Source organism: Microbacterium sp. TPD7012, from assembly GCF_003075395.1.
Taxonomy (GTDB): domain Bacteria; phylum Actinomycetota; class Actinomycetes; order Actinomycetales; family Microbacteriaceae; genus Microbacterium.
On record NZ_QDFV01000001.1, the window covers coordinates 391112 to 413034 of the forward strand.

General features: G+C 69.4%; 20 protein-coding genes. 14 read left to right on the forward strand and 6 right to left on the reverse strand.

The features are described from left to right. The first annotated feature begins 9 nt into the window (after window positions 1-9). The 11 genes from DC434_RS01900 to DC434_RS01950 all read left to right on the forward strand — a co-directional run bounded on the left by DC434_RS01900 (window position 10) and on the right by DC434_RS01950 (window position 13630). Window positions 10-1590 (forward strand): ABC transporter substrate-binding protein, encoded by a 1581-nt coding sequence (locus tag DC434_RS01900; protein WP_116633571.1) that lies wholly within the window; start codon window positions 10-12, stop codon window positions 1588-1590. A gap of 4 nt (window positions 1591-1594) precedes the next feature. Beyond that, a complete protein-coding gene (locus DC434_RS01905; RefSeq protein ID WP_116633572.1) occupies window positions 1595-2638 on the forward strand; it encodes an ABC transporter permease in 1044 nt (347 codons plus the stop codon). A 5-nt stretch (window positions 2639-2643) separates the two neighbouring features. Then, window positions 2644-4425: a dipeptide/oligopeptide/nickel ABC transporter permease/ATP-binding protein gene (locus tag DC434_RS01910; protein ID WP_116633573.1), complete on the forward strand. Its 1782-nt coding sequence runs from the start codon at window positions 2644-2646 to the stop codon at window positions 4423-4425. A gap of 17 nt (window positions 4426-4442) precedes the next feature. Next, window positions 4443-5213 carry an ATP-binding cassette domain-containing protein gene (locus DC434_RS01915; RefSeq protein ID WP_116633999.1) on the forward strand — a complete coding sequence of 257 codons (771 nt, stop codon included), beginning with the start codon at window positions 4443-4445 and terminating at the stop codon, window positions 5211-5213. Then, window positions 5210-6394, forward strand: coding sequence for a M20 family metallopeptidase (locus DC434_RS01920; RefSeq protein ID WP_116633574.1), 1185 nt, complete (start codon window positions 5210-5212; stop codon window positions 6392-6394). Before DC434_RS01915 ends, DC434_RS01920 begins: the two co-directional genes overlap by 4 nt. A 186-nt stretch (window positions 6395-6580) precedes the next feature. Continuing rightward, window positions 6581-7951: an MFS transporter gene (locus tag DC434_RS01925; RefSeq protein ID WP_116633575.1), complete on the forward strand. Its 1371-nt coding sequence runs from the start codon at window positions 6581-6583 to the stop codon at window positions 7949-7951. Beyond that, window positions 7948-9213 (forward strand): CoA transferase, encoded by a 1266-nt coding sequence (locus DC434_RS01930; RefSeq protein WP_116633576.1) that lies wholly within the window; start codon window positions 7948-7950, stop codon window positions 9211-9213. Before DC434_RS01925 ends, DC434_RS01930 begins: the two co-directional genes overlap by 4 nt. Then, window positions 9213-9986, forward strand: a complete 774-nt coding sequence (locus tag DC434_RS01935; protein WP_116633577.1) for an enoyl-CoA hydratase/isomerase family protein — start codon at window positions 9213-9215, stop codon at window positions 9984-9986. Before DC434_RS01930 ends, DC434_RS01935 begins: the two co-directional genes overlap by 1 nt. Window positions 9987-10046: 60 nt before the next feature. After that, window positions 10047-11963, forward strand: a complete 1917-nt coding sequence (locus DC434_RS01940) for a helix-turn-helix domain-containing protein (protein ID WP_165807969.1) — start codon at window positions 10047-10049, stop codon at window positions 11961-11963. A 95-nt stretch (window positions 11964-12058) separates the two neighbouring features. Then, complete coding sequence (locus DC434_RS01945) at window positions 12059-12685, forward strand: MSMEG_1061 family FMN-dependent PPOX-type flavoprotein (protein WP_116633579.1); 627 nt, start codon at window positions 12059-12061, stop codon at window positions 12683-12685. 18 nt (window positions 12686-12703) lie between these two features. Beyond that, entirely contained in the window at window positions 12704-13630 is a 927-nt protein-coding gene (locus DC434_RS01950; RefSeq protein WP_116633580.1) for a PDR/VanB family oxidoreductase, read from the forward strand. Here the strand turns inward: DC434_RS01950 and DC434_RS01955 are convergent. After that, complete coding sequence (locus DC434_RS01955; RefSeq protein ID WP_116633581.1) at window positions 13627-13842, reverse strand: multidrug transporter; 216 nt, start codon at window positions 13840-13842, stop codon at window positions 13627-13629. The two genes, DC434_RS01950 and DC434_RS01955, sit on opposite strands and share 4 nt — an antisense overlap. 235 nt (window positions 13843-14077) lie before the next feature. Here DC434_RS01955 and DC434_RS01960 point away from each other — a divergent pair, with 235 nt between their 5' ends. Together DC434_RS01960 and DC434_RS01965 are read left to right on the forward strand one after the other, a co-directional pair. Further along, on the forward strand, window positions 14078-14725 hold the full coding sequence (locus tag DC434_RS01960; RefSeq protein WP_116633582.1) for an aquaporin: 648 nt from the start codon (window positions 14078-14080) through the stop codon (window positions 14723-14725). Between the two features lie 124 nt (window positions 14726-14849). After that, a complete protein-coding gene (locus DC434_RS01965; protein WP_116633583.1) occupies window positions 14850-15521 on the forward strand; it encodes a GPP34 family phosphoprotein in 672 nt (223 codons plus the stop codon). An 11-nt stretch (window positions 15522-15532) separates the two neighbouring features. On the opposite strand, the gene DC434_RS01970 is transcribed toward DC434_RS01965, so the two are convergent. After that, window positions 15533-16723, reverse strand: coding sequence for an MFS transporter (locus DC434_RS01970; RefSeq protein WP_116633584.1), 1191 nt, complete (start codon window positions 16721-16723; stop codon window positions 15533-15535). A 110-nt stretch (window positions 16724-16833) separates the two neighbouring features. On the opposite strand from DC434_RS01970, the gene DC434_RS01975 reads away from it, so the two are divergent. Next, window positions 16834-17295: a MarR family transcriptional regulator gene (locus DC434_RS01975; protein ID WP_116633585.1), complete on the forward strand. Its 462-nt coding sequence runs from the start codon at window positions 16834-16836 to the stop codon at window positions 17293-17295. Here DC434_RS01975 and DC434_RS01980 read toward each other — a convergent pair. The 4 genes from DC434_RS01980 to DC434_RS01995 are packed head-to-tail and all read right to left on the reverse strand — an operon-like array spanning window position 17226 to window position 21892. After that, entirely contained in the window at window positions 17226-18278 is a 1053-nt protein-coding gene (locus DC434_RS01980) for an NADP-dependent oxidoreductase (RefSeq protein WP_116633586.1), read from the reverse strand. The two genes, DC434_RS01975 and DC434_RS01980, sit on opposite strands and share 70 nt — an antisense overlap. Before the next feature lie 26 nt (window positions 18279-18304). Next, on the reverse strand, window positions 18305-20041 hold the full coding sequence (locus tag DC434_RS01985; protein ID WP_116633587.1) for a glycoside hydrolase family 9 protein: 1737 nt from the start codon (window positions 20039-20041) through the stop codon (window positions 18305-18307). Between the two features lies 1 nt (window position 20042). After that, on the reverse strand, window positions 20043-20963 hold the full coding sequence (locus DC434_RS01990) for a carbohydrate ABC transporter permease (protein WP_116633588.1): 921 nt from the start codon (window positions 20961-20963) through the stop codon (window positions 20043-20045). A gap of 14 nt (window positions 20964-20977) precedes the next feature. Next, complete coding sequence (locus DC434_RS01995) at window positions 20978-21892, reverse strand: sugar ABC transporter permease (protein ID WP_165807970.1); 915 nt, start codon at window positions 21890-21892, stop codon at window positions 20978-20980. Window positions 21893-21923: the final 31 nt, after the last annotated feature.

A 21923-nucleotide genomic window follows, 5' to 3' on the forward strand; every position in this document is an offset into this window, starting at 1 on the left:
GAGATCGCAATGAAACGCAGTACCGCAGTACCCGTGGCCGCCGTTCTCTCTGCGCTCGCGCTGACACTGACGTCCTGTGCGGGTTCGACCGGACCATCTGAAGGCGAGGTCGTCTCGGGAGGCACCTTCGTCACCGCCGTCGGCGACGATCCGGGCGACCTCAACCCGCTCAAGGCGGTCTCGCCCGACACCTTCTCGGTGCTCAGCCTCGCGTACGAGTCGCTGATCGCCGTGACCTCCGAGGGCGATCTCGAGCCCTGGCTCGCCGAGAGCTGGGAAGAGACCGGCACCGAGGTCGTCTTCACCCTCAAGGACGGCATCACCTGCTCCGACGGGTCCGAGTTCACCGGTCAGACCGTCGCGGACAACCTGAACTACAACGCCGATCCCGAGAACGCCACGTTCTCGTACGGCTCGGTCATCGACGAGAAGATCTCCGCGACCGCCGACGGCAACACCGTCACCGTGACGAGCACAGAGAACAACCCGTTCCTCGCGGTCAACATCGGCACCATCCAGCTGGTGTGCGACGCCGGCCTGGCCGACCCGACCACGATGTCGGACGCGACCGACGGCACCGGCCTCTTCGCGCTGAGCGACATCAAGCCGGGGGACACCTACACCTTCACCAAGCGCGACGACTACACCTGGGGCCCCGACGACGTCACGAGCGAGACCGACGGCCTTCCCGACACGATCGAGGCGCGCGTCATCTCCGACGAGAGCACGGCGGCGAACCTGCTGGTGTCCGGCGAGATCAACGCGGCGACCATCTCCGGTGCCGATCGCGCCCGCCTGGATGCGGCCGGTCTCACCTTCGTCGGCGTACGCAATCCGGTCGGCATGATGCTGTTCAACGAGAAGGAGGGTCGTCCGTTCTCCGACCCGCTCGTGCGGGAGGCGCTGTCGATCGCGATCGACCGGGACGAGGTCGGAACGGTGATCGCCGACGGCGAAGGTCTGGAGGCCACCTCGCTCGTCACCAAGAACCCGCTGCTGTGCGTGGCGGACGAGCCGACGTGGACGCTGCCCGACACCGACCTCGACCGGTCGGCGGAGCTGCTCGACGAGGCCGGCTGGCTGCTCGAGTCCGACGGCCTGCGCTACAAGGCCGGCGAGCCTCTCACGATCAAGTTCGTCTACAACGCCCCCACCTCGACGCATGCCGCGGCCGCGGAGCTCGTGAAGGAGACGTGGGACGGCCTCGGGGTGACCACCGAGCTCTCGGGCAACGACGCGGCAGCCTGGTCCGAGCAGCTCTACACGACCTTCGACTGGGACACCGGTTGGGTGCAGATCGCTCCCGGCGGCCCCGTGCTGCTGTCGGTCTTCTTCGACGGCGCGACGCCGGATGCGGGCGGCCTGAACTTCATGTGGGTCGACAATCCGGAGTACTCCGCGCTCGTGGCCGAGGCTTCCAGCGCGACACCGGAAGACGCCTGCGGCATCTGGAACGCGGCCGAGGATGAGCTCATCGAGCGATTCGACGTCTTCCCGGTGATCGACAACATCCTGCCGACCTACCAGTCGGGGGCGACGTTCGATCTGCCGAACTTCATCCAGCCCACCTCGATCCGGATGCTCGGCTGACATCATGACGACGACTCCTCCGCTCGCGACCACCGACGTGGTCGACACGACCACGGCCGCTCTGGCGGCGCGGGCGGAGGGGCGCCGCCTGCGCCGGGGTCTCACCCCGCGCACCGCCTTCCTGCTCCGTCGGCTCGGGCGACTGGTCGTCTCCCTGGCCGTGGTCATCACGGCATCGTTCCTCCTGATGTATCTGGTGCCCGGTGATCCGGTGCGCGCGGCTCTGGGCCAGAGCGCGACACCAGAGCTCGTCGAGGCGACGCGTATCCAGCTGGGACTCGACAGGTCGATGCCCGAGCAGTTCCTCCGCTTCATCGGAGGTCTCTTCACCGGCGATCTCGGAACATCCGTGCGCCTGCAGCGGCCGGTCGTCGACGTGATCGCCCAGCGGTTCCCGACCACGCTGCTGCTCGCCGTCCTCGCTTTCGTGATCGCCGTCGTCGGCGCGCTCCCGGCCGGCATCGGCGCAGCTGCGCTGGCGCGCTCGGGACGCCGCCGTGGCCTGTCGATGGCCGTGTCGGCCGTGCTCGGCATCCTGATCGCGGTGCCCAGCTTCCTTCTCGCGGTCGGATTGATCTCGCTCTTCGCGGTGCGGCTCGGCTGGCTTCCCGCTGCCGGTTGGGGTGCGCCGGCGGAGGTCGTGCTGCCCGTCATCGCGCTCGCGATCGGGCCGATGGCCTACCTCGTACGCATCGTGCAGGTCGAGATGTTGGCGGTGCTCGACACCACGTACATGACCACGGCGCGAGCCAAGCGATTGCCGCGCCGCCTGATCCATCTGCGGCATGCCCTGCCCAACATCGTCACCGCGACACTGACCGTCGGCGGCATGATCCTCGCCGGGCTCACCGCGGCGACCGTGCTCATCGAAGCCGTGTTCGCCATCCCCGGTCTCGGATCGATCATGGTGTCATCGGTCGGCGCGAAGGACTACCCCATGGTGCAGGGCGTCGTCATCGTCTACGCGCTCATCGTCCTGGGCGTGAACCTCGTGGTCGACGTCATCCTGGCCACCATCGATCCGCGCTCGTCGATCACGGAGGGCTGACCCTGATGTCCCTGCGCAAGAGACTCCTCCACCCGAACGCGATCTCGGCGATCGTCGGCAGCGCGCTGCTGTTGTTCGCCGCCATCGCGGGACCCTCGATCTGGGGGGAAGCCGCGAACTCCACCGACATCTCGTCGCGCCTTCTCGGTGCGAGCGCCGCCCACCCGTTCGGCACCGACGAGCTCGGTCGCGACATCCTCGCCCGGGTGCTCGTCGCGACGCGGCTGACGCTTCTGCTCACCCTGGGGGCGACGGCGATCGCGCTCGCCGGCGGCATCGTGTTCGGTCTCGTCGCGAGCATCCTGCCGAAGCACCCGCGACGCCTGTTCACCGGCCTGCTCGACATCCTGCTCGCCTTCCCGTGGCTGCTCATGGTGCTGTTCTTCACGGTCATCTGGGGCGCGACGGCGACCGGCGCGATGCTCGCGATCGGCTTCGCCGGCATCCCCTCCTTCGCACGCCTGGTCTACAACCTCGCCGCCTCGGTCTCGGGGCGCGATTACGTGCGGGCAGCCCGGGTCGTGGGCGTCGGACCCGTCGGCGTGCTGCTGAAGCACGTGCTGCCGAACATCGCGAACCCGTTCTTCGTGAACGCCGCCGCGACCGCGAGCGTGACCCTGCTCTCGTTCGCCGGCCTGTCGTTCCTCGGCCTGGGCGTGCAGGCTCCCGAATACGACTGGGGGCGGATGCTGCAGGAGGGGATCCTCCGCATCTACGTCAACCCGCTGGCAGCCCTCGGCCCCGGCCTCGCGGTGGTCCTCGCGGGACTCGTCTTCACCATGGTGAGCGAGGCCGTCGCCGGATCCCGCGGGGCGGGATTCCGTGCGGTCGCCGCGCGGGCGGCCGGATCGGTCACCATCTCGGCACGGCGCCGCGAGCCCGCGGCGGCAAGCGCAGAGTCCGCCGACGAGGTGGTCGCCGAGATCCGCGACCTGCGCGTCGCGTTCGCCACGCCGGACGGCGGCACCGTCGAGCGGGTCCGCGGCGTCGACCTCCGCATCGCCCGAGGCGAGGTCGTCGGCATCGTCGGCGAGTCCGGATCGGGCAAGTCGCTCACGGCGATGGCTCTCGCCGGCCTGCTCGGCGACGATGCGATCATCACGACCTCCGCCCACACGTTCGCCGGCATCGATATGACGAAGTCGCCGTCGACCGCCGACCGCGCCCGCCTCGGCGTCGAGCTCGGCATGATCTTCCAGGACCCGCTGACATCCCTGAATCCGGCGCTGACCATCGGCCGCCAGCTGACCGAGGTCCCCGAGGTGCATATGGGCATGCGCCCGAGGGAGGCGCGTGCCCGTGCGGCCGATGCGCTCCACGCCGTCGGCATCCCGAACGCCGCGCAGCGCTTGAAGCAGTACCCGCACGAGTTCTCCGGCGGGATGCGGCAGCGGGCGATGATCGGGATGGCCCTGACCGGGCGTCCGCGTCTCATCGTCGCCGACGAGCCGACAACGGCACTCGACGTGACCGTGCAGCGGCAGGTCATGGGCGTGCTGCACCGGGCGCAAGAGGAGACCGGCGCGGCGATCGTCTTCATCTCGCACGACATCGCCCTCGTCTCGGCGTTCTGCGACCGGGTGATCGTGATGAAGGACGGCCGCGCGGTCGAAACGCTCGATGCCCGTCGCATCCGCGAGGACGCTCGGCATCCGTACTCGAAGGCGCTGATCGCCTGCCTGCCCGATATGACCAGCGACCGCACGCAGCCGCTGCCGGTGATCCCTCCGGAGCTGGTGCCTGAGGCGCTCGACGAGACGCACGACGACCGGGAGGTGACGGTGTGAACACCCGAGGGGAGAGCGTGAACGCGCTCGAGATCGAGGACCTGAGCGTGCGGTACGGACGCACGCGCGTCGTGGAGCGCGTGAGCCTCGCCGTCCCCAAGGGGCGCACGGTCGGGCTGGTCGGCGAGTCGGGCTCGGGTAAGAGCACGATCGCGGCGGCTGCCGTGGGGCTCGTGCGCCCGGAATCGGGATCGATCAGGGTCGACGGCGCCGACGCTCTCGGGGGAAGCGCCGCTGCTCGCCGCGCTCGCCGCCGTATGCAGCTCGTGTTCCAGGATCCGTTCTCGGCGCTCGACCCCCTCATGTCCGTCGGCGACTCGATAGCCGAGGCGCTGCGTGCGACGGGGCGGCGGTGGAGCAGAGCCGAGCGCACGGCTCGGGTTCGTGAGCTGCTCGCGCAGGTGCATCTGGACCCGGACCGCGCGGGCGAGAGACCCGGAGCGTTCTCGGGCGGCCAGCGGCAGCGGATCACGATCGCGCGGGCGCTCGCGGGGGAGCCGTCGGTGCTCATCGCCGACGAGGTCACCAGCGCCCTCGACGTCTCGGTGCAGGGGGCGATCCTCAACCTCCTCCGGGAGCTCCAGCAGGATCTGGGGATCTCGATGCTCTTCATCTCGCACAATCTCGCCGTCGTCCGATACATCAGCGACGAGGTGTGCGTGATGCGGCATGGCAGGCTGGTCGAGGCCGGCCCGACCGAGGCGCTGCTCGCGGCTCCGGGCGACTCCTACACGCGGGATCTGCTCGATGCGGTGCCTGTGCTCGGCGAGAGGATGCAGTTCGGATGACGACACGGTTCGCGGCGGTGGCGGAAGAGCTGCGCGAGGATCTGATCGGGGTGCGGCGCGAGCTGCACCGGGCGGTGGAGACCGGTCTCGACCTTCCGCGGACGCAGGAGATCCTGCTGCGCGAGCTGGAGGGACTCGGTCTCGAGATCACGCTCGGCACGTCGCTGTCGTCGATCACGGCGGTGCTGCGCGGCGGTCGGCCCGGTCCCGTCGTGCTGTTGCGCGGCGACATGGACGGCCTGCCGGTGACCGAGGCGACGGGACTGCCCTTCGCCTCGACGTCGGGAGCTATGCACGCGTGCGGCCACGACCTGCACATGGCCGGGCTCCTCGGGGCCGTGCGTCTGCTGGTCGCTTGTCGGGATGAGCTGTCCGGCACCGTGATCTTCATGTTCCAGCCCGGCGAAGAAGGCCAGGCCGGCGGTCGCATCATGATCGAGGAGGGCGTGCTGGACGCCGCGGGGCAGCGACCTGTGGCGGCCTACGCGATCCACGTCGACAGCGCGACGCCGCGCGGACAGATCGTCACGCGCGAGGGTGCGATGATGGCGAGCGCCAGCGCGATGCGGATGACCCTCCGCGGAACAGGCGGCCACGCCGCCTTCCCCCAGCTCGGGATCGACCCGGTGCCGGTGGCCGCGCAGCTCATCCTCGCCGTGCAGGCCTTCACCGCACGGCGGCTGCCCGCCACCGACCAGGCCGTGATCTCGATCACCCGGCTCAGCAGCGACTCCGAGGCGAGCAACGTGCTGGCCGCTAGCGTGTTCCTCGAGGCGAACATCCGCACGCTCTCGCAGGCCACGCTCGACACGGTGCGCGCGCAGCTGCCGGTGCTGCTCACAGGCATCGCCGAGGCGAACGGCTGCACGCTCGAGATCGAGTTCATCGCGTCGTACCCGGTGACCTACAACGATCCGGCCGAGACGCGCGAGGTGCTCCAGGTGCTCGACGACCTCGTCGGGGCGGAGCGCGTCACGCGGCTGGAAGCGCCCTCGATGGCATCTGAGGACTTCTCCTACGTGCTGCAGGAGGTGCCCGGCGCCCTGGTCTTCGTCGGCGCGGCCCCCGACAGCGGACCCCTGCCGCTGCACTCCGATGACGCGATCTTCGACGACGCGGTGCTTCCGCTGCAGGCGCAGGTGCTCGCCGAACTCGCATGGCGGAGGCTCGAGCGCGGCTGACAGGTGTCCTCCTTCACGGCGCGCGGCTCGTCGGGCCCGTTCCCGTTGCCACCGGATCGGATGCTCTGGCACACAGAGCCATGACAAGCACCCAGTTATGTGCTTCGCGCACATACTCCCGTCTCCTGAGGCCCGCAAAGCTGGACCTGCCGGCCTCAGCGCGGATGCCGGCGGAAAGGAAAGCTCATGACTTCGGCATCCACCGCGGCTCGCGGCTCAGCCGCTGCATTCGGCGAGAACGGCCCCGAGACACCGTCGCAGATCCGCACGATCGTCGCGTCGAGCGTCGTCGGAACCACCGTCGAGTGGTTCGACTTCTTCGCCTACTCGACGGCGGCGGCTCTCATCCTCAACGGTCTGTTCTTCCCGGACTACGACCCTCTCGTCGGCACGATCCTCGCGTTCGGCGGCATCGCCGTGGGCTACTTCGGGCGCCCGCTCGGATCGATCGTGTTCGGCCACTTCGGCGATCGCATCGGACGCAAGCGGATGCTCGTGATCTCACTAGTCGTGATGGGCATCGCGACCTTCCTCATCGGTCTCCTCCCGACGTACGCGGTGATCGGGATCGCTGCGCCGATACTGCTCATGGTGCTGCGCTTCGTGCAGGGGTTCGCCCTCGGCGGCGAATGGGGCGGCGCGGTCCTTCTCGTCGTCGAGCATGCCGAGCCGAGGCGCCGCGCATTCCTGGGCAGCTTCCCGCAGGTCGGGCTCGCGCTCGGGCTCACGCTGTCCACGCTGGTGTTCCTGCCTCTCGTGGCCCTGCCGGGCGATGCCTTCGCCGTGTGGGGCTGGCGGGTGCCGTTCCTGATCAGCGCGGTGCTGGTGCTCGTGGGCCTGTTCATCCGTCTGAAGATCACCGAGACACCCGAGTTCGAGCAGATGCGGGATGCCGGCAAGGCCGCGAAGGTGCCGCTGTGGGACGCGCTCAAGACTCACCCCGCGCAGGTGATCCTCGCGGCGTTGAGCTTCGCCGTGATCGGCGCGGTCTTCTACATGCTCTTCACCTTCAGCCTCACGTACGGCACCGAGTTCGTGGGGCACGCGCAATCGGAGATGCTGACGATCGCGACGATCTGCTCCGTGCTGGCGCTGGGCGGGCTGCCGCTGGCCGGAAAGCTCGCCGACCGCTTCGGCGTCGCGAAGGTCTTCGCCGCAGGCACGATCCTCTCGGTGGTGCTGGCCTTCCCCGCCTTCTGGCTGATCGACACCGGCAGCCTCGCTGCCGCATACGTCGCCTACCTCGCTATGACGGTCGCGTTCTGCGCCACCTACGGCACACTCGGCGTGCTGTATGCGCAGGCGTTCGATGTGCGCATCCGCTACACGGGCATGTCACTGGCTCTCGGAATCGGCACGATCGTCGGCTCCGCGTTCGTGCCGATCATCTACCTCGAGCTGCTTTCCGTCTTCGGCGGCTCATGGGCGATCGCGCTGTACATCGTGGTCGCGGGTCTGGTCACCCTCGTCTCGGCGACGCTGCTGCACCGATTCACCGCCCATGCTGCCCGGCGCTCGGCCGGCACTGCACACGTTCCGGAAGGATCCGCTCGATGATCGACGACGCCACACGCGCCTTGCTCGGCAGTCTGGGAGGGGTGGGTGTCGGCCCGGGCTCGCTTGCGGGGGTGGTGGTGGTCGACGTCACCCGGGTGGTGGCCGGTCCGTACTGCTCGATGATCCTGGCCGACCTCGGTGCCACCGTCATCAAGGTCGAGAATCCCGATGACCCGGACTACACGCGGACTTTCCCACCGCTGCTGCCGCGCGAGGGGGAGGAGCCGCTGAGCGGATTCTTCGCGCAGTTCAACCGCAACAAGCTGGGTGTGACCCTGAACCTGAAGAGTCCGGATGCAGCGGCGGTGCTCGACCGCCTGGTGGCGCGGGCCGACGTGCTCGTCGAGAACTTCCGCCCTGGCACCATGGACCGGCTCGGACACGGCTACCAGCGCCTGCGCCGAGTGAATCCGCGGCTCGTGTACGCGGCGCTCAGCGGGTACGGCCAGTCCGGTCCCTACCGGCTGCGCCCGGCCTACGACAACAGTGCGCAGGCCACCGGCGGTCTCTGGTCGATGAACGGAGAGGCGGGCAGCCCCCCGACGCGCGTCGGCACGATCATCGGCGACCTCGCTGCGAGTCTCTACGGAGTGATCGGAGTGCTCGCGGCTTTACGCCACGCAGAGCAGACCGGCGAGGGTCAGCTCGTCGACATCTCGCAGCAGGACTCCGTCCTCACCCTCACCGAGAACGCGGTGGTCGCCTACACAGCCGACGGCGTCATCCCGAAGCCGCTCGGCAACGAGCATCCATTCGTCCGTCCTTATGAGCTCTTCCCGTGCCGCGACGGGTTCGTCTTCTTCGGCGGCTACACCGACAAGTTCTGGCGCATCTCGTGCGAGACGTTCGGAAGCCCGGCCGACTGGGACGACAACCCCGACCTGCACGCCATGGCGACCCGGTTCGACGCCGAGGTGTACCAGGAGAGGGTGCGGCCGCTGGTGGTTCGATGGTTCGCCGATCGCACCAAAGCCGAGCTCGAGGCGCTCGCCGGCGACCTGGTGCCGCTCAGCGCCGTGAAGGACATCGGCGAGGTGGTCGAGGACCCGCAGATCGCGGCCCGCGGCATGATCGTCGACAGCGACTACCCCGGACACGGCTCCCTTCGTACCTTCGGCTCTCCCGTGAAGCTCGACCGCACACCCCCGCAGACGGCGGGACTCGCCCCCGACATCGGGCAGCACACGACCCGCGTGCTGATCGATTTCCTCGGCTACTCGGGCGACGAGGTCGAGGCGCTGCGCGTGGGAGGCACGGTCTGATGGGGATCCGTCTCGAGAGGCAGGGCGGTGTCGGCGTGATCACCATCGACCGGCCGGAGAAGCTCAACGCGCTGACCCTGTCGATGTACGACGAACTGGGCGATGCGTTCGCCGAGGTGCGCGATGACGACCGCGTCGGTGTCGCCGTGCTCACCGGCGAGGGCGACCGCGCTTTCTGCGTGGGGGCCGACCTCGGCGAATCGATACCGGCGCTGGCCGAGGAGCGCTTCGACATCAGCGAATGGGATGCCGCACACCAGAAGCACTCCACGCTCGAGAAGCCAGTCATCGCCGCCGTCAACGGCCTGTGTCTGGGAGGAGGCTTCGAGATCATGCTGTCGACCGACATCCGTCTCGCTGCGGCACAGGCCGAGTTCGGGCTTCCCGAGACCGGGGTGGGGGTCGTCCCGGCCGGCGGCACGCTCGTGCGGCTGGTGCGACAGATCCCGTACGCCTTCGCGATGGACCTGATGCTGCGCGGCGACCGGATCGACGCCGACACGGCCCTTCGCTACGGGCTCGTCAACCGGGTGGTGCCGGCTGCGGACCTGCACGACGAGGCTCTCGCCTTGGCCGAGCAGATCCTGACGAAGAGCCGCACCGCCGTCGCCACCGTGAAACGTGCGGTGCGGGCGTTGCAGGACCTGCCGGAGGACGAGGCGTTCCGCCAGGAAGCCGTGCTCGGGCAGCAGGCGTTCGCGAGCGCCGACGCCCGTGAGGGTCTTGCGGCTTTCGCGCAGCGCCGCGCGCCGGTCTTCGCGTCACACGCATAAGGCGGAACCGGCGCTCGTAGACTGCTGTCGATCCCGATGGCCGTTTCCCGAGGAGGTGCGATGGCCGAGAAGTCCCGAGTCTCGTCCGGTGCGTCCTCGGCTCTGGTGCACGAGGTGGTCGCCGCCATCCGCTCCGAGCCGGGCGAGGGCATGGTCGCACTCGCCGAGCTGCTGGGCGAGGCCGATGTCGCCGCCACCGAGGTCGAGCAGCTGCTGGCCTCGGTACAGGAGTCGCAGCAGCTGACCGCGCGGCTGCGACGCCGAGCGACCGAGTTGGAGGCGCTGTTCTCGACCGCGCGCGAACTCGTGCGTCTGCAGGACGTCACGGATGTGCTGCGCCGCCTGGTCGAGCGCGCGCACGAGCTGATGGGGACGGATGTCACGTATCTCTCCGAGGTCGACGACGCACGGGGCGATCTGCGCGTGCGCTACTCGGTGGGAACCGTCACGCCGGAGTTCCGGGATCTGCTGGTCCCGGCGGGCTTCGGGCTCGCGAGCCTCGTGGCGGAGAGCCGGGAGCCGGTATGGGTGCGGCAGTACGCGCGGATGGCGGATGCGCCGCATGATGCAGCCATCGACGCAGCGGTCGAACGCGAAGGGCTCGTGTCGTTCCTCGGGGTCCCGCTCGCCGTCGGCGATGAGGTCCTCGGTGCCCTCTTCGCCTGCAACCGCCACGCCCACGACTTCACGCCCGACCAGGTGCTGCTTCTCTCGGGGTTCGCCGATCACGCGGCTGCCGTCCTGCACAGCGCGCGCGTGCTGGCCGACAGCGCGGCTGCCAGGGCGCGTGCCGAGGACGCCTACGGGGAGCTGCAGCGGCATCTCGCGGCGACGCAGGTGGCGAGCAGCATCCATGAGCAGCTGACGGCCGCGGTGATGTCGGGGGCGACCATCGTCGATCTGGTCACGACGCTCTCGGGACGGCTGGGCCGGCGCGTCTGGGCACTGGACCAGGGGGCCCGTCCGCTCGGCGCCTCGACCGGAGCCGTCCGCGGTCTTCCCGCGAGGGCGCTGCTTGCCGCGGCGGTCCGCGCGAGTCAGCGAAGCGGTCACGCGGAGCCGGTCGACCAGGGCGGTGATCGTTGGCTGGTGGTCGCGATCCTCGGTGCCGATCGGGCGCTCGGCGCCATCGTCGCCGAGAGCGAGGGGGCGGATGCGCCGGCCGACGACGTGGTCCGACCGACGCTGGAGCGCGCAGCGCACGTCGCCGCGCTGGTGTCTTTCAAGCGCGACGCGGCATCGGCGCTCCGGGCCGACCGCCGGGCGCGGGCGCTGCTCGGAGTGCTCGAAGGGGACACGGCTCAGGCGGCCGCGGACCTCTCCGCCGAGTTCCCTGCGAAGATCACCGCGTGTGCCGTGGTCGATGTCCAGGCGGACGGCGTGCTCACCGCGGCGGCCGAGGCCGTCGGAGACGAGGGGATCGTGGCCGTGCGCGGAGCGCACCTGATCATCGCGTGGGCGGTGCCGGACGCGACCGACGCGACGGAGCGGATGCGCCGCATGATCGCCGACCGCCTGCGCCGACCCGGCATCCGCGCCGTTGTGGCGGTGGTTGACCACGCGGTTTCGCTCCGGTCCGCCGCCGACCGCGCCGCACGTGACCTGCGGATGCTCGTCCCTCTCGGGATCGCCGACGCGACCGTGCGGTCCGATGCCTTCGCGCCCTACCACGTGCTCACATCGGCCGCACCCGATGCGGTGTCCCGATTCGTCGAGGATGTGCTCGGTCCGGTGCGCGAATGGGACTCCCGCCGGGGCACCGCGCTCGTCCAGACTCTCGCCGCCTACTTCGACGGAGGCGGCAGCAGGCAGGCGGCGGCGGTGTCGCTGCGTGTGCACAAGAATACGATCCAGCAGCGTCTGGAGCGCATCTGGACACTGCTCGAAGGCGACTGGGACGACGCCGAGTACCGGTTCCGCGTGCAGGCGGCGGTCCGCCTCGAGAACCTGCGGCTCCGGCTGACCGCGGGCGGGTGACGGTCCCCAACTGTGTGGTGCGGGCACAGTCGCGATCGTGGATGCTGTGACGAACTGACGATGACACGACCGTCATCCGTGTCTAGCGTCGAAGGATGGACGTTCGTGATTTTCGACCCGTCGATCTGGGCGCCCTCAGAGCGACCCTCGGGGAACCAGAGGCGCCGACCACGCAGAAGATCACCGATCATCTCGACGAGAACTGCCTGGCGTTTCTCGCTCATTCGCCTTTCTGCTGCCTGTCGACGTCGGACTCGGCAGGGAACTGCGACTGCTCGCCCCGCGGCGACTACCCCGGTTTCGTCCGTGCGTTGGATGCGCGCACCCTCGTCATCCCCGACCGCCTCGGAAACAAGATCGCGGACTCGATGACGAACATCCTCGACAACGGCCACGTCGGACTGCTGTGCTTCGTCCCAGGCATGACCGAGACCCTCCGGATCAACGGCACCGCCACCGTGACCGACGATGCCGCGCTCCTGACCATGCTGGAGCAGGACCACGCGGTTCCGGATCTCGCGATCGTGATCCGCACCGAGCAGGTCTACCTGCACTGCGGCCGCGCGCTGCTTCGGGCGGGGCTGTGGGATCCGGAGACGCAGGACCTCGCGGAGGAGGTGCCGAGCTCCGGTCAGATCTGGGCGAGCATGTCCGGTTGGGACCCGACGGTGGGCAGTGCGATCGACGATGCGATGGCCGGCGCCTACCGGGTGCTGTACTGAATGCGCTCTCGAGCGGGGATGATCCCCCTCCTCGTCAGTGAGATCCTCCGGGAGACGCCGTCGATCGTCAGCGTACGACTCGAAGCTCCCGACGCCTCGCCGCTTCCGCCCTGGCTGCCGGGAGCGCATATCGACGTGCAGCTCATCACGCGGCATGAGCGCCAGTACTCGCTGTGCGGAGACCCATCGGATGTGACGGGATATCGGATCGCCGTGCTGCGCGAGCCGTTGTCCCGCGGTGGCTCGCACTACATCCACTCCTTCCTCCGCGTGGGCAGTCGCGTATGGGTGCGGCCGCCCCGCAACCTCTTCGCGCTCTCCGACGCACCCGCCCACCTGCTGGTCGCGGCCGGCATCGGGATCACTCCGATCCTTGCGATGGCTCGGCACCTGGCATCCGGAACCGCGGACTGGCGTATGGTCTATCTCGTTCGCCATCGCGAAGACATCGCATTCTCGACGGATCTCGACGCCTTCGGCGATCGCGTCGAGATCCATGTCAGCTCGGAGCGCGGGCGGCTCGACCTGGCGGGTCTGCTCGGCGGGATCGCGCCGGGTACCGCGGTCTACGCCTGCGGGCCGCAGGGATTCATCGACGTCCTCGCCGGGCTCGACGGCGCGCTGCCAGAAGGCGGCAGCATCCACGTCGAGCGCTTCGAGCCGAAGCCCCGAGAGCATAGGCCGAACGAGACGTTCTCCGTGGTGTGCTCTCGATCGGACGTGACCGTGGAGGTGCCGGCTCAGCGGTCGATGCTCGATGCCCTCGAGGACGCCGGCGTCGCCGTCGACGGCTCATGTCGTCGGGGCGTCTGCGGTTCGTGCGCGCTGAGCGTGCTCGAGGGGATCCCCGAGCATCGCGACTCCCTCAACGCGGATGACGACTCGATGACGATCTATCCCTGCGTGTCGAGGTCGATCTCGCCGGAGCTCGTCGTCGACGTCTAGGATTCGTCGTCGCCGGTCTCGACGCCCGGTCCGGGACCAGGTCGCACCGGGGCATCCGGGGCGATGTCGATCCGGGTGTTCCCGTCGTGCTCGCTCACCTCGATGCGCGGCGCGGCATCGGCCTCGGTGGCATCGGGCGCCGCGGTCAGCTGGTCGTGGCGCTTCTCCTCGAACGTCTCGTCGTCTGCGGATGGGTGATCAGGCGTGCTCATGGCTCTCCTCGGTCGTCATCGTCGAAAGCTACGTTCCGACCGTGCCCCGCGGCGATGGGGTTGACAGCGGGGGCCCGGATGCGCACTCAGGATTCTCACAGAAACACAGCGCGGCGCGGTCATCCGTTCGCCCGGCACCGATATATTGTCGTCGCACGAAGGACGGTACGCCGGCCTCCGGCAGGGGCGATCGAGGGGATCGCTTCACGACCTGACACAAGAAACGGGTTCTCTCATGACCGGTACCGCACGGAAGGCGCTCGCCGAAGGGCTCGCGACCTTCCTCTTCGTCCTCGCCATCATCGCCGCGGTGAACAGCGAAAGCCCGCTGACCCCGCTCGCCATCGGCTTCACCCTCATGGTCCTCGTCTACTCGACCGGCCACATCTCCGGCGCACACCTGAACCCGGCCGTCTCGGTCGGTGTCTTCCTGCGCGGCGGCCTGAGCGTCGTGGACTTCATCGCCTACCTCATCGCCCAGTTCATCGGCGGCGCGCTGGCCGCACTGGCCAGCCTCGCGGTCTGGCCCGCCGGCGGAAAGGCCGTGGTCATCGAGATCGGCCCCGCCTTCCTCGTCGAGGCGCTGTTCACGCTGATCCTCGTCTGGGTCGTCCTCAACACGGCCACCGCGAAGGGCACCGAGGGCAACTCCTTCTACGGCCTCGCGATCGGTGCCACGGTGTTCGTCGGTGCGGCGACCGTCGGCTCGATCTCGGGCGGCGGCTTCAACCCGGCCGTGGCCCTCGGTCTCTCGGTGGGCGGCTACTTCGCCTGGAGCTCGCTGTGGCTCTACATCGTCGCCCCGGTCGTCGGCGCCGTGATCGCCGCGATCCTGTTCCGCGTGCTCAACGCGGACGACGCCAAGAAGATCGCCGGCGAGTAACCCGCTGCCACGAAGCGCCGCGTCCTCTGCGAGGGCGCGGCGCTTCTGCGTGCGGGCCTCTCCGTCGAGCGATGTCCGCCACGCGGGGGATGCGGGCGCCGACGCGGCGACGTACCGTGAAGCCATGCTGATCGTCGAGGAGCTCCATCTGCTGCTCACCCGGCCCGACGGCCGAGTCGAGAGCGCGGCGAGCGTGCACCGTCTGTTCGGCGCGATCGCCGCCGTCATCGTCGACCTCTCCCTCCGCGACCGCGTCGTGGTGACGGAGGAGAAGAACCCGGCCGTGCAGGTCGTCTCCGCCGATCCGATCGGCGACCCGGTCCTCGACACGGCGCTCGCGCGCCTCGCTCCCCTGAGCGGCAAGCGCCTGCAGTCGCTCCTCATGCGCTCGAAGCTCGATCCGCTGGACCAGGTCGTCGAATCGCTCGTCGCACAGGGCGTTCTCGTGCGCGGAGAGCGGGGCTTCTTCGGGTGGGGCTCGCTGCGCACGCCCGAGTCGGACCCCGGGCCGGAGATGCTGATCCGCTCCCGCCTCGCGGCCGTGCTGTCGGGATCGGCCGCGCCCGCCCTGGCCGACGTGACGATCCTCGCCATCCTGCAGGGGATGAACGCGGCGCATCCGATCCTCAAGAACGAGGCGGCCGGGGCGTCGGCGGGTCAGCTCAAGAAGCGGATCGAGCAGCTTGTCGCGGGCTCGGCGGCCGGTGATGCCGTCACGAAGGCCGTGAACACGGCGATCGCCGCGGCGCTGATGGCCGCGATGACACCGGTCATCGTGGCGACCACGACCGGCTGATCACCGCGGCGTCAGGACGCCACGGCGGCGGCCGTCGCGTGCCGGTCGGACTCCGCGGGGACGCGAGTGCGCGCGGCGGCGATCAGCATGACCACCAGAGCGACCGCGGTGATGATCGCGCCCAGCCAGATCGGCGAGGTGTATCCGAGGCCGGCGGAGATGCCCACGCCCCCTGCCCAGGCGCCGAGGGCGTTGCCGACGTTGAACGCACCGATGTTGGCGCCGGAGGCGAGCGTGGGCGCGCCGCCCGCGTACTGCATCACCCTGCTCTGCAGGCCCGGCACGGTGCCGAATCCGAACCCGCCCATCAGGAAGAGCGCGACGATCGTCGCGATCCCGGACGATGCGAAGAACGCGAACAGAGCGAGCACCACGACCAGCGCGGCGATGAAGACGATCAGGGTGCGGTCGATGGCGCGGTCGGCGAGACGGCCGCCGAGCCAGTTGCCGAGCACGAGTCCGCCGCCGAACAGCACCAGCAGCCACGGCACGGCCGAGGACGCGAAGCCGCTGACTTCCGTGAGCGTGTACGCGATGTACGTGAACGCCCCGAACATCCCGCCGAAGGCGAGGATCGTGACGGTCAGCGAGAACCACACCTGGCCGGATCGGAAAGCTCGCAGCTCCTGGCGGAGGCTGATGCTCTGGTCGGGCCGCGGGAGGGCAGGCACGAGTGCGGCGATGCCGATGAAGGCCAGCACGCCGATCGCGGAGATCGTCCAGAAGGTCGAGCGCCAACCGAACTCCTGGCCGAGGAACGTGCCGAACGGCACGCCGAAGACGTTCGCGGCGGTGAGGCCCGTGAACATGATCGCGATGGCTCCGGCCTTCTTCTCCGGGGCGACCAGGCCCGCCGCGACGACGGAGCCGATGCCGAAGAACGCTCCGTGGCAGAGGGCGGCGATGATCCGGCCGATCATGGCGGTGCCGTAGTCGGGAGCGAGAGCCGTGAGCGCGTTGCCCAGGATGAAGAGCACGAGGAGGCCGAGCAGCACGGGCTTGCGGGGCAGGCGCGTCGTCGCGGCGGTCAGCAGCAGGGCGCCGACGACGACGGCCAGCGCGTACCCGGAGATGAGCCAGCCGGCCGCGGATTCGGTGACGCCGTATTCGGTCGCGACCTCCGGCAGCAAGCCCATGATGACGAACTCGGTGAGTCCGATGCCGAACGCCCCGATGGCGAGGGCGATCAGTCCTACTGGCATGACGATTCTCCTGATAAAGTAATTTGATTGCAGACGCCGGATATTGCGCGTCGAAGCACAATGCTTGCACACGCAACTATAAAGCGCAAGCAACTATCTGAGGAGTGCGGATGGGAATCGCAGACGACGCCGTCGAAGTGCGCGCCCAGGGGTGGCGGACGTTGGCTGCGCTGCACGGCCTGATCGAAGCAGAACTCGAGCGCGCCCTCGCCGACGCGGTCGGCCTGTCGGTCGTGGAGTACACCGTGCTCGACGCGCTCGAGCGTCAGGACGGCTGGCACATGCGCATGCAGCAGCTGGCCAGGGCGACCGCCCTGAGCCCCAGTGCCACGACGCGGCTCGTGAACCGTCTCGAAGACCGCGCGCTGCTCACGCGTGTGCTGTGCGCCGACGACCGTCGTGGCATCTACACCGAGCTGACGGCATCCGGTCGGGAGCTCTACGAGCGCGCCCACCCGATCCACGACGCCACGCTCCGCCGCGCTCTGGACGATGCGGCTGCTCAGCCGGAGCTCGCTCCCGTGGTCGAGGCTCTGAACGGCGTCGCGCTCCCCGCGCTCGTCACCCGCTGAGGCGCCGCGAACTCACCGGTCGGGGTGATCCCGACGCTCGGCGTCAGGGAGATCACGATCTTGCCGGAGGCGTGTCCGGCGATCGATCGCGCATACGCGATACGCACGTCTTCGAGCGGATGCACCGAGTCGATCGGCAGCTCGACGCTGCCGTCGGCGATCAGCTGAGCGACCATCGCGAGCTCCCGCGCGCCGGCCTTCGCCCCGCCGATGCCGCGGACCGGATGCCGAGAGCGCGCCTCGTAGTCGGCCACGGTGTTGATGCGATCCGCTGGCACGCCCATGGCCAGAGCGAGGTCGACCGTGCCGTGACCGACGGTGTCGAGCACCGCAGTGATCCCGCCGGGCGCCGCCGCCCGCACCGCGTCGGCGAGGTCGTCGCCGTAGGCGAGCGGATGGATGCCGAGGCGCCGCAGCAGCGCGTGGTTGCGCGGACCGGCCGTCCCGATGACCCGGGCACCCCGAAGGACGCAGAGCTGCGCCGTGAGGATGCCGACGCCACCGGCTGCGCCGCTCACCAGGACCACGTCGCCCGCGCCGATCCGCTGGGATCCGACGCTCGCCACGGCCGTGCGGCCGACGACGTTGAGAGCTCCCGCGACGACGAGCGGGAGCCCCTCCGGCACGCGGACGAGCAGCGCGGGGTCGATCACGAGGTGGTCGGCCTGCGCGTGGTACCGGAGCCCGCCGAACACCTCTTCGCCCGTGCGCCATCCGGTGACGTCGTCTCCGACAGCTTCGATGGTGCCCGAGAAGTCGTACCCGTTGCCCGACGGCAGGCTCCGCTCGTACGGATCGTGCATCGGCTCGCCGCTGAACAGCTTCCAGTCGACGGGGTTCACACCGGCCGCGGCCACCCGGACCAGAACCTCACCCGCGGCGGGACGGGGGACCGCCCGATGCTCGATCTCGAGCACCTCGGGGCCCCCGAACCGGTGGAACACGACGCGTCTCGACGCGGCATCCGTCGGTGCGAGGGTCATGGGGACAGCCTAGGAGGATCCCCTGCTCACCCGGCGCTGACGGCGAGCAGGAACCAGGCCGAGTGCGGGATCCACTGCTCCGCCCATCGCCAGGAGTCGGGGCCCTCGGCGGTGTCCGATGTCAGGAAGGCGATGCCCTGCTCGTCGTCGGGGTGGCTGGTGATGCCGTTCACGATGCCGCCGGGCAGGTTCGGGAAGTCCGGGGTGTACTCGACGTTGTTCCGGCCGCGCCCCTGGAGCATGCAGGCGTCGAAGGGGTTCCGGCCGAGCACCCAGTGCACCTGATCGGCGGCGAAGCGACGCAGCCGCGCCGCAAGATCGGCATCGCACTCCGGGAGATCTGCGACGATCGCGGCTGCGAACGAGAGCGAGGCGAGGTTCGCGTTCTCGCCCTGCCACCAGTAGCCGGTGTCGTTGTCGTGAGGGAAGAAGAACGCGTCCTTCGGCACACCACCGCGCGGCTGCACGCGCTGCCGGGGGTAGCCGAACGGATTGGCGACGGCGTCCGTCCGATCCAACAGATCCTTCGCGAGCTGCACGGCGAGGGCGCGCGCCCGCCCGACGTGGGCGCCGGCCGGCACGAGCGCCGCGTAGCGGAGCAGGGCGATCGCCGGGAGTCCGGCCTCGACCGCCGAGAAGTACGGGCGTCCGTCGTGCCAGGCCTCGAACCATCCGGCCGCGCCGTCGGCTCCGGCGCGATAGCGCTCGATCAGCGAGAGGGCGCGGCGGTCCGCCGCGGCGGCGAATCGCGTGCGCTCATCGGGTCCGACAGCCGCCACGAGCTCGGATGCCGCGAGCAGCGCGCAGTGGTCGTCGACGATCGACTCCGCACTCTCGGTCAGCTCCCCGGTCTCGAGATCGAGCCCGAACAGGTAGTCGTCGTTGTGCATCTCGAGGTCGTCGAAGGCCCCGACGGCAGCGGCCAGGTACTCCGCAGACGTGAAGTCGCCGTGCGCGCTCTCCCGCGACGCCCGCGCCAGCGCGGCGATCGCGAGCCCGCCGCCGCCGCGGTACGACGCCCGGTACCGGTCGGTGCGCACGCATTCCGGCAGCGGCGCGTTGATCACCCGCTCGTCGAGCTGCTTGGTCAGGGCGTCGAAGATGCCGCTGTAGAACGCGCCTTCCGGGGTGCGGAAGCGCACCAGGAAGTCGGCGCCGAACAGGGCCTCGTCACGCAGCCGCGCTCCGAGTGCCCGATGGAACCGCGGATGCCGTGTCGCCAGCTGGTCGCGCGCCTCGAGGAACGCCCACGTGCACAGGGGGATCTGCTGCGGGCTCATGGTCGGCGAGTACGTCAGGTGGCTGAGGAACTTGCTCGTGTCGCCGCTTGCGTCGAGCCACCCGCCGCGGGCATCCACCGTGTAGCCGGAGTCGTCGCCGTACCGCAGGGCGGCGGCATCCTTCTGTTCGATCTCACCGCTGGAGCGGCCTGCCTTGAAGGCGAAGAGGATGTCGGAGAGCGTGCCGGCGGCGAGCCGCTCCTCGCCGATCGTGAACGGCTCCGACGAGACGGCCTCGTCATCGACCGCCGCCGCGAGGACGTAGCGTCCGGGTGAATCGACGGCGTCGAAGTCCACGCGCGAGTATGCGCCCGTCCGCCAGGCGTCCACCGCCGCCACCGGTGTCGCCTCCAGCCGGATGCGGGAGCCGTCGTCGAGGGACAGCAGCTCCACGTGCGGCGTCGACCCGAGCTCGGCGAGCTCGATGAGTGCGGACTTGGGTGCCCCGGTGTCGTAGCCGAGGTGATCGATGAGGATGCGCATGTCAGCCCTTGAGTGCTCCGGCGAGGACCGCGTTCTCCATCTTCTCGGCGAACACCGCGTAGACGAGGTAGGCGGGGATCAGAGTGATGAGGATGCCGGCGGCAAGAACACCGTACTGCGCGGCGTTCGCGATCGAGAGTGTGGGCAGCGCCACCTGCGCGGTGCGCAGCGTCGCCTCCGGCCCGATGATCACGAGCGAGAAGAAGTACTCGTTCCAGAAGGAGAGGAAGTTGAGGATCGCGACGACGGTGAGAGTCGGCACGGCGAGCGGAACGTAGACCGACCACAGCACCCGCAGGGGGCCGGCGCCGTCGAGCACGGCCGACTCCTCGAGCTCGGCGGGCACCGCGCGCATCGCCTGCGTCAGCAGGATCACCGTCAACGGCATCGCCGACGCGGGGAGGAAGAGGATGAGGAACTCGCGGGTGTGGAACAGATGCATCGCGATCGACAGCAGCACGGTCGGCACGAGCGCCGCGAAACCGGGGATGAGGAATCCGAGCGCGAAGATCCGCTCCACCATCCGTCCGAGCGAACCCTTCGCGCGCGCCAGCGCGAACGCCGCCGGCACTGCGAGGGCGAGCGTCAGGACCTCCGCACCGATCGTGATGTACGCCGAGTTCAGCAGGGCCGTGCCGAGCGACGCCTGCGAGAACGCCAGCCCGAAGTTGTCGAGCGTCAGCGGGGTGAAAGGCGAGAACGGCTGGTTGAAGATGTCGGTGTTGCGCTTGAACGCCGAGATCAGCAGGTAGTAGAGCGGAGCGGCGAGCAGGATCACGTACAGCCAGACGCCGGCGTGCGCGAAGTACTTCGAGGGACCGGTGCGGGCCAGAGCGCCGCCGCGCGTGCGACGACGCGGGGTGGAGCGAGGGGCGGATGCCGTGGTGCGGGAGGGAGCGGGGGCTTCGAGTGTGGTGGTCATGGCGTCGGATCCCTTCAGTACTTCTGCCGGAACGCGCGGCGGATCACGAGGATGCCGACGACGCCGACGACGAACAGCACCACGGCGACGGCCTGGCTGTATCCGACCTTCGACTGATTGAAGGCGAAGTCGTAGACGAGGAACGACAGGGTGGCGGTGGCGTTGCCGGGGCCGCCCTTGGTGAGCAGCAGCACGACGGCGGCGGAGGAGAACAGTGTCCAGAGGAACTGCAGCATCGTGACGACGCCGACGAACTCCCGGCACATCGGCCAGGCGATGCTCCACATGCGGCGGAAGTGGCCGCACCCGTCGATCTCGGCCGCTTCGAAGACCGAGGCGTCGATGGAGTTGAGTCGCGCGGCGAGCATGATCGCGGACACCGACATGCTGCACCAGATGGTGACGATGATGATCGACAGCATCGCGGAGTCGCCGTTCGCGAGCCACGGGCGGGCGAACTGCTCGAGACCGAGGATCTCGAGGAAGCCGTTGATCATGCCCTTCGGCGCGAAGACGCCGATGAACACCATGGCGAGGGCGGATGCCGAGAGCAGCACGGGCGTGAACATGAGGGCGCGGACGAACCGGTGGCCGCGGGGCTTCAGGTTCAGGTAGTACGCGATCATGAACGCACCCACGACCACGATCGGCAGGGTGACGACGAGCTGGAGGATCGTGTTGCCGGTCGCCAGCCACACGACCGGGTCGCCGGCCAGGCGGACGAAGTTCTCGAATCCGGCGGGGGTGCGCGGGGCGATGAGCCCTCGCCAGTTGACGGTGGAGAAGTAGAAGAGACTGACGAGGGGTCCGATCGTGAAGACGAGGAACCACAGCAGCGCGGGGAGCGTTGCCGACAGCTGCAGCATCTCGCTCCGTCGGCGGGATCTGCGGCGCCGAAGCGCGACGACGTCGGGGGACAGGGCGGTCATGGATGCTCCAGCAGTCGGGAGGGCGGTCCGG

Bases quoted from the DNA above. Each gene is read 5' to 3' on its own strand.
- DC434_RS01945 (WP_116633579.1), top strand. From the start codon at position 12,059: ATGGACGTTCGTGATTTTCGACCCGTCGATCTGGGCGCCCTCAGAGCG.
- DC434_RS01980 (WP_116633586.1), bottom strand. From the start codon at position 18,278: ATGACCCTCGCACCGACGGATGCCGCGTCGAGACGCGTCGTGTTCCAC.
- DC434_RS01955 (WP_116633581.1), bottom strand. From the start codon at position 13,842: ATGAGCACGCCTGATCACCCATCCGCAGACGACGAGACGTTCGAGGAG.
- DC434_RS01960 (WP_116633582.1), top strand. From the start codon at position 14,078: ATGACCGGTACCGCACGGAAGGCGCTCGCCGAAGGGCTCGCGACCTTC.
- DC434_RS01940 (WP_165807969.1), top strand. From the start codon at position 10,047: ATGGCCGAGAAGTCCCGAGTCTCGTCCGGTGCGTCCTCGGCTCTGGTG.
- DC434_RS01900 (WP_116633571.1), top strand. From the start codon at position 10: ATGAAACGCAGTACCGCAGTACCCGTGGCCGCCGTTCTCTCTGCGCTC.
- DC434_RS01910 (WP_116633573.1), top strand. From the start codon at position 2,644: ATGTCCCTGCGCAAGAGACTCCTCCACCCGAACGCGATCTCGGCGATC.
- DC434_RS01995 (WP_165807970.1), bottom strand. From the start codon at position 21,892: ATGACCGCCCTGTCCCCCGACGTCGTCGCGCTTCGGCGCCGCAGATCC.
- DC434_RS01990 (WP_116633588.1), bottom strand. From the start codon at position 20,963: ATGACCACCACACTCGAAGCCCCCGCTCCCTCCCGCACCACGGCATCC.
- DC434_RS01965 (WP_116633583.1), top strand. From the start codon at position 14,850: ATGCTGATCGTCGAGGAGCTCCATCTGCTGCTCACCCGGCCCGACGGC.
- DC434_RS01975 (WP_116633585.1), top strand. From the start codon at position 16,834: ATGGGAATCGCAGACGACGCCGTCGAAGTGCGCGCCCAGGGGTGGCGG.
- DC434_RS01930 (WP_116633576.1), top strand. From the start codon at position 7,948: ATGATCGACGACGCCACACGCGCCTTGCTCGGCAGTCTGGGAGGGGTG.
- DC434_RS01950 (WP_116633580.1), top strand. From the start codon at position 12,704: ATGATCCCCCTCCTCGTCAGTGAGATCCTCCGGGAGACGCCGTCGATC.
- DC434_RS01925 (WP_116633575.1), top strand. From the start codon at position 6,581: ATGACTTCGGCATCCACCGCGGCTCGCGGCTCAGCCGCTGCATTCGGC.
- DC434_RS01935 (WP_116633577.1), top strand. From the start codon at position 9,213: ATGGGGATCCGTCTCGAGAGGCAGGGCGGTGTCGGCGTGATCACCATC.
- DC434_RS01920 (WP_116633574.1), top strand. From the start codon at position 5,210: ATGACGACACGGTTCGCGGCGGTGGCGGAAGAGCTGCGCGAGGATCTG.
- DC434_RS01905 (WP_116633572.1), top strand. From the start codon at position 1,595: ATGACGACGACTCCTCCGCTCGCGACCACCGACGTGGTCGACACGACC.
- DC434_RS01985 (WP_116633587.1), bottom strand. From the start codon at position 20,041: ATGCGCATCCTCATCGATCACCTCGGCTACGACACCGGGGCACCCAAG.
- DC434_RS01970 (WP_116633584.1), bottom strand. From the start codon at position 16,723: ATGCCAGTAGGACTGATCGCCCTCGCCATCGGGGCGTTCGGCATCGGA.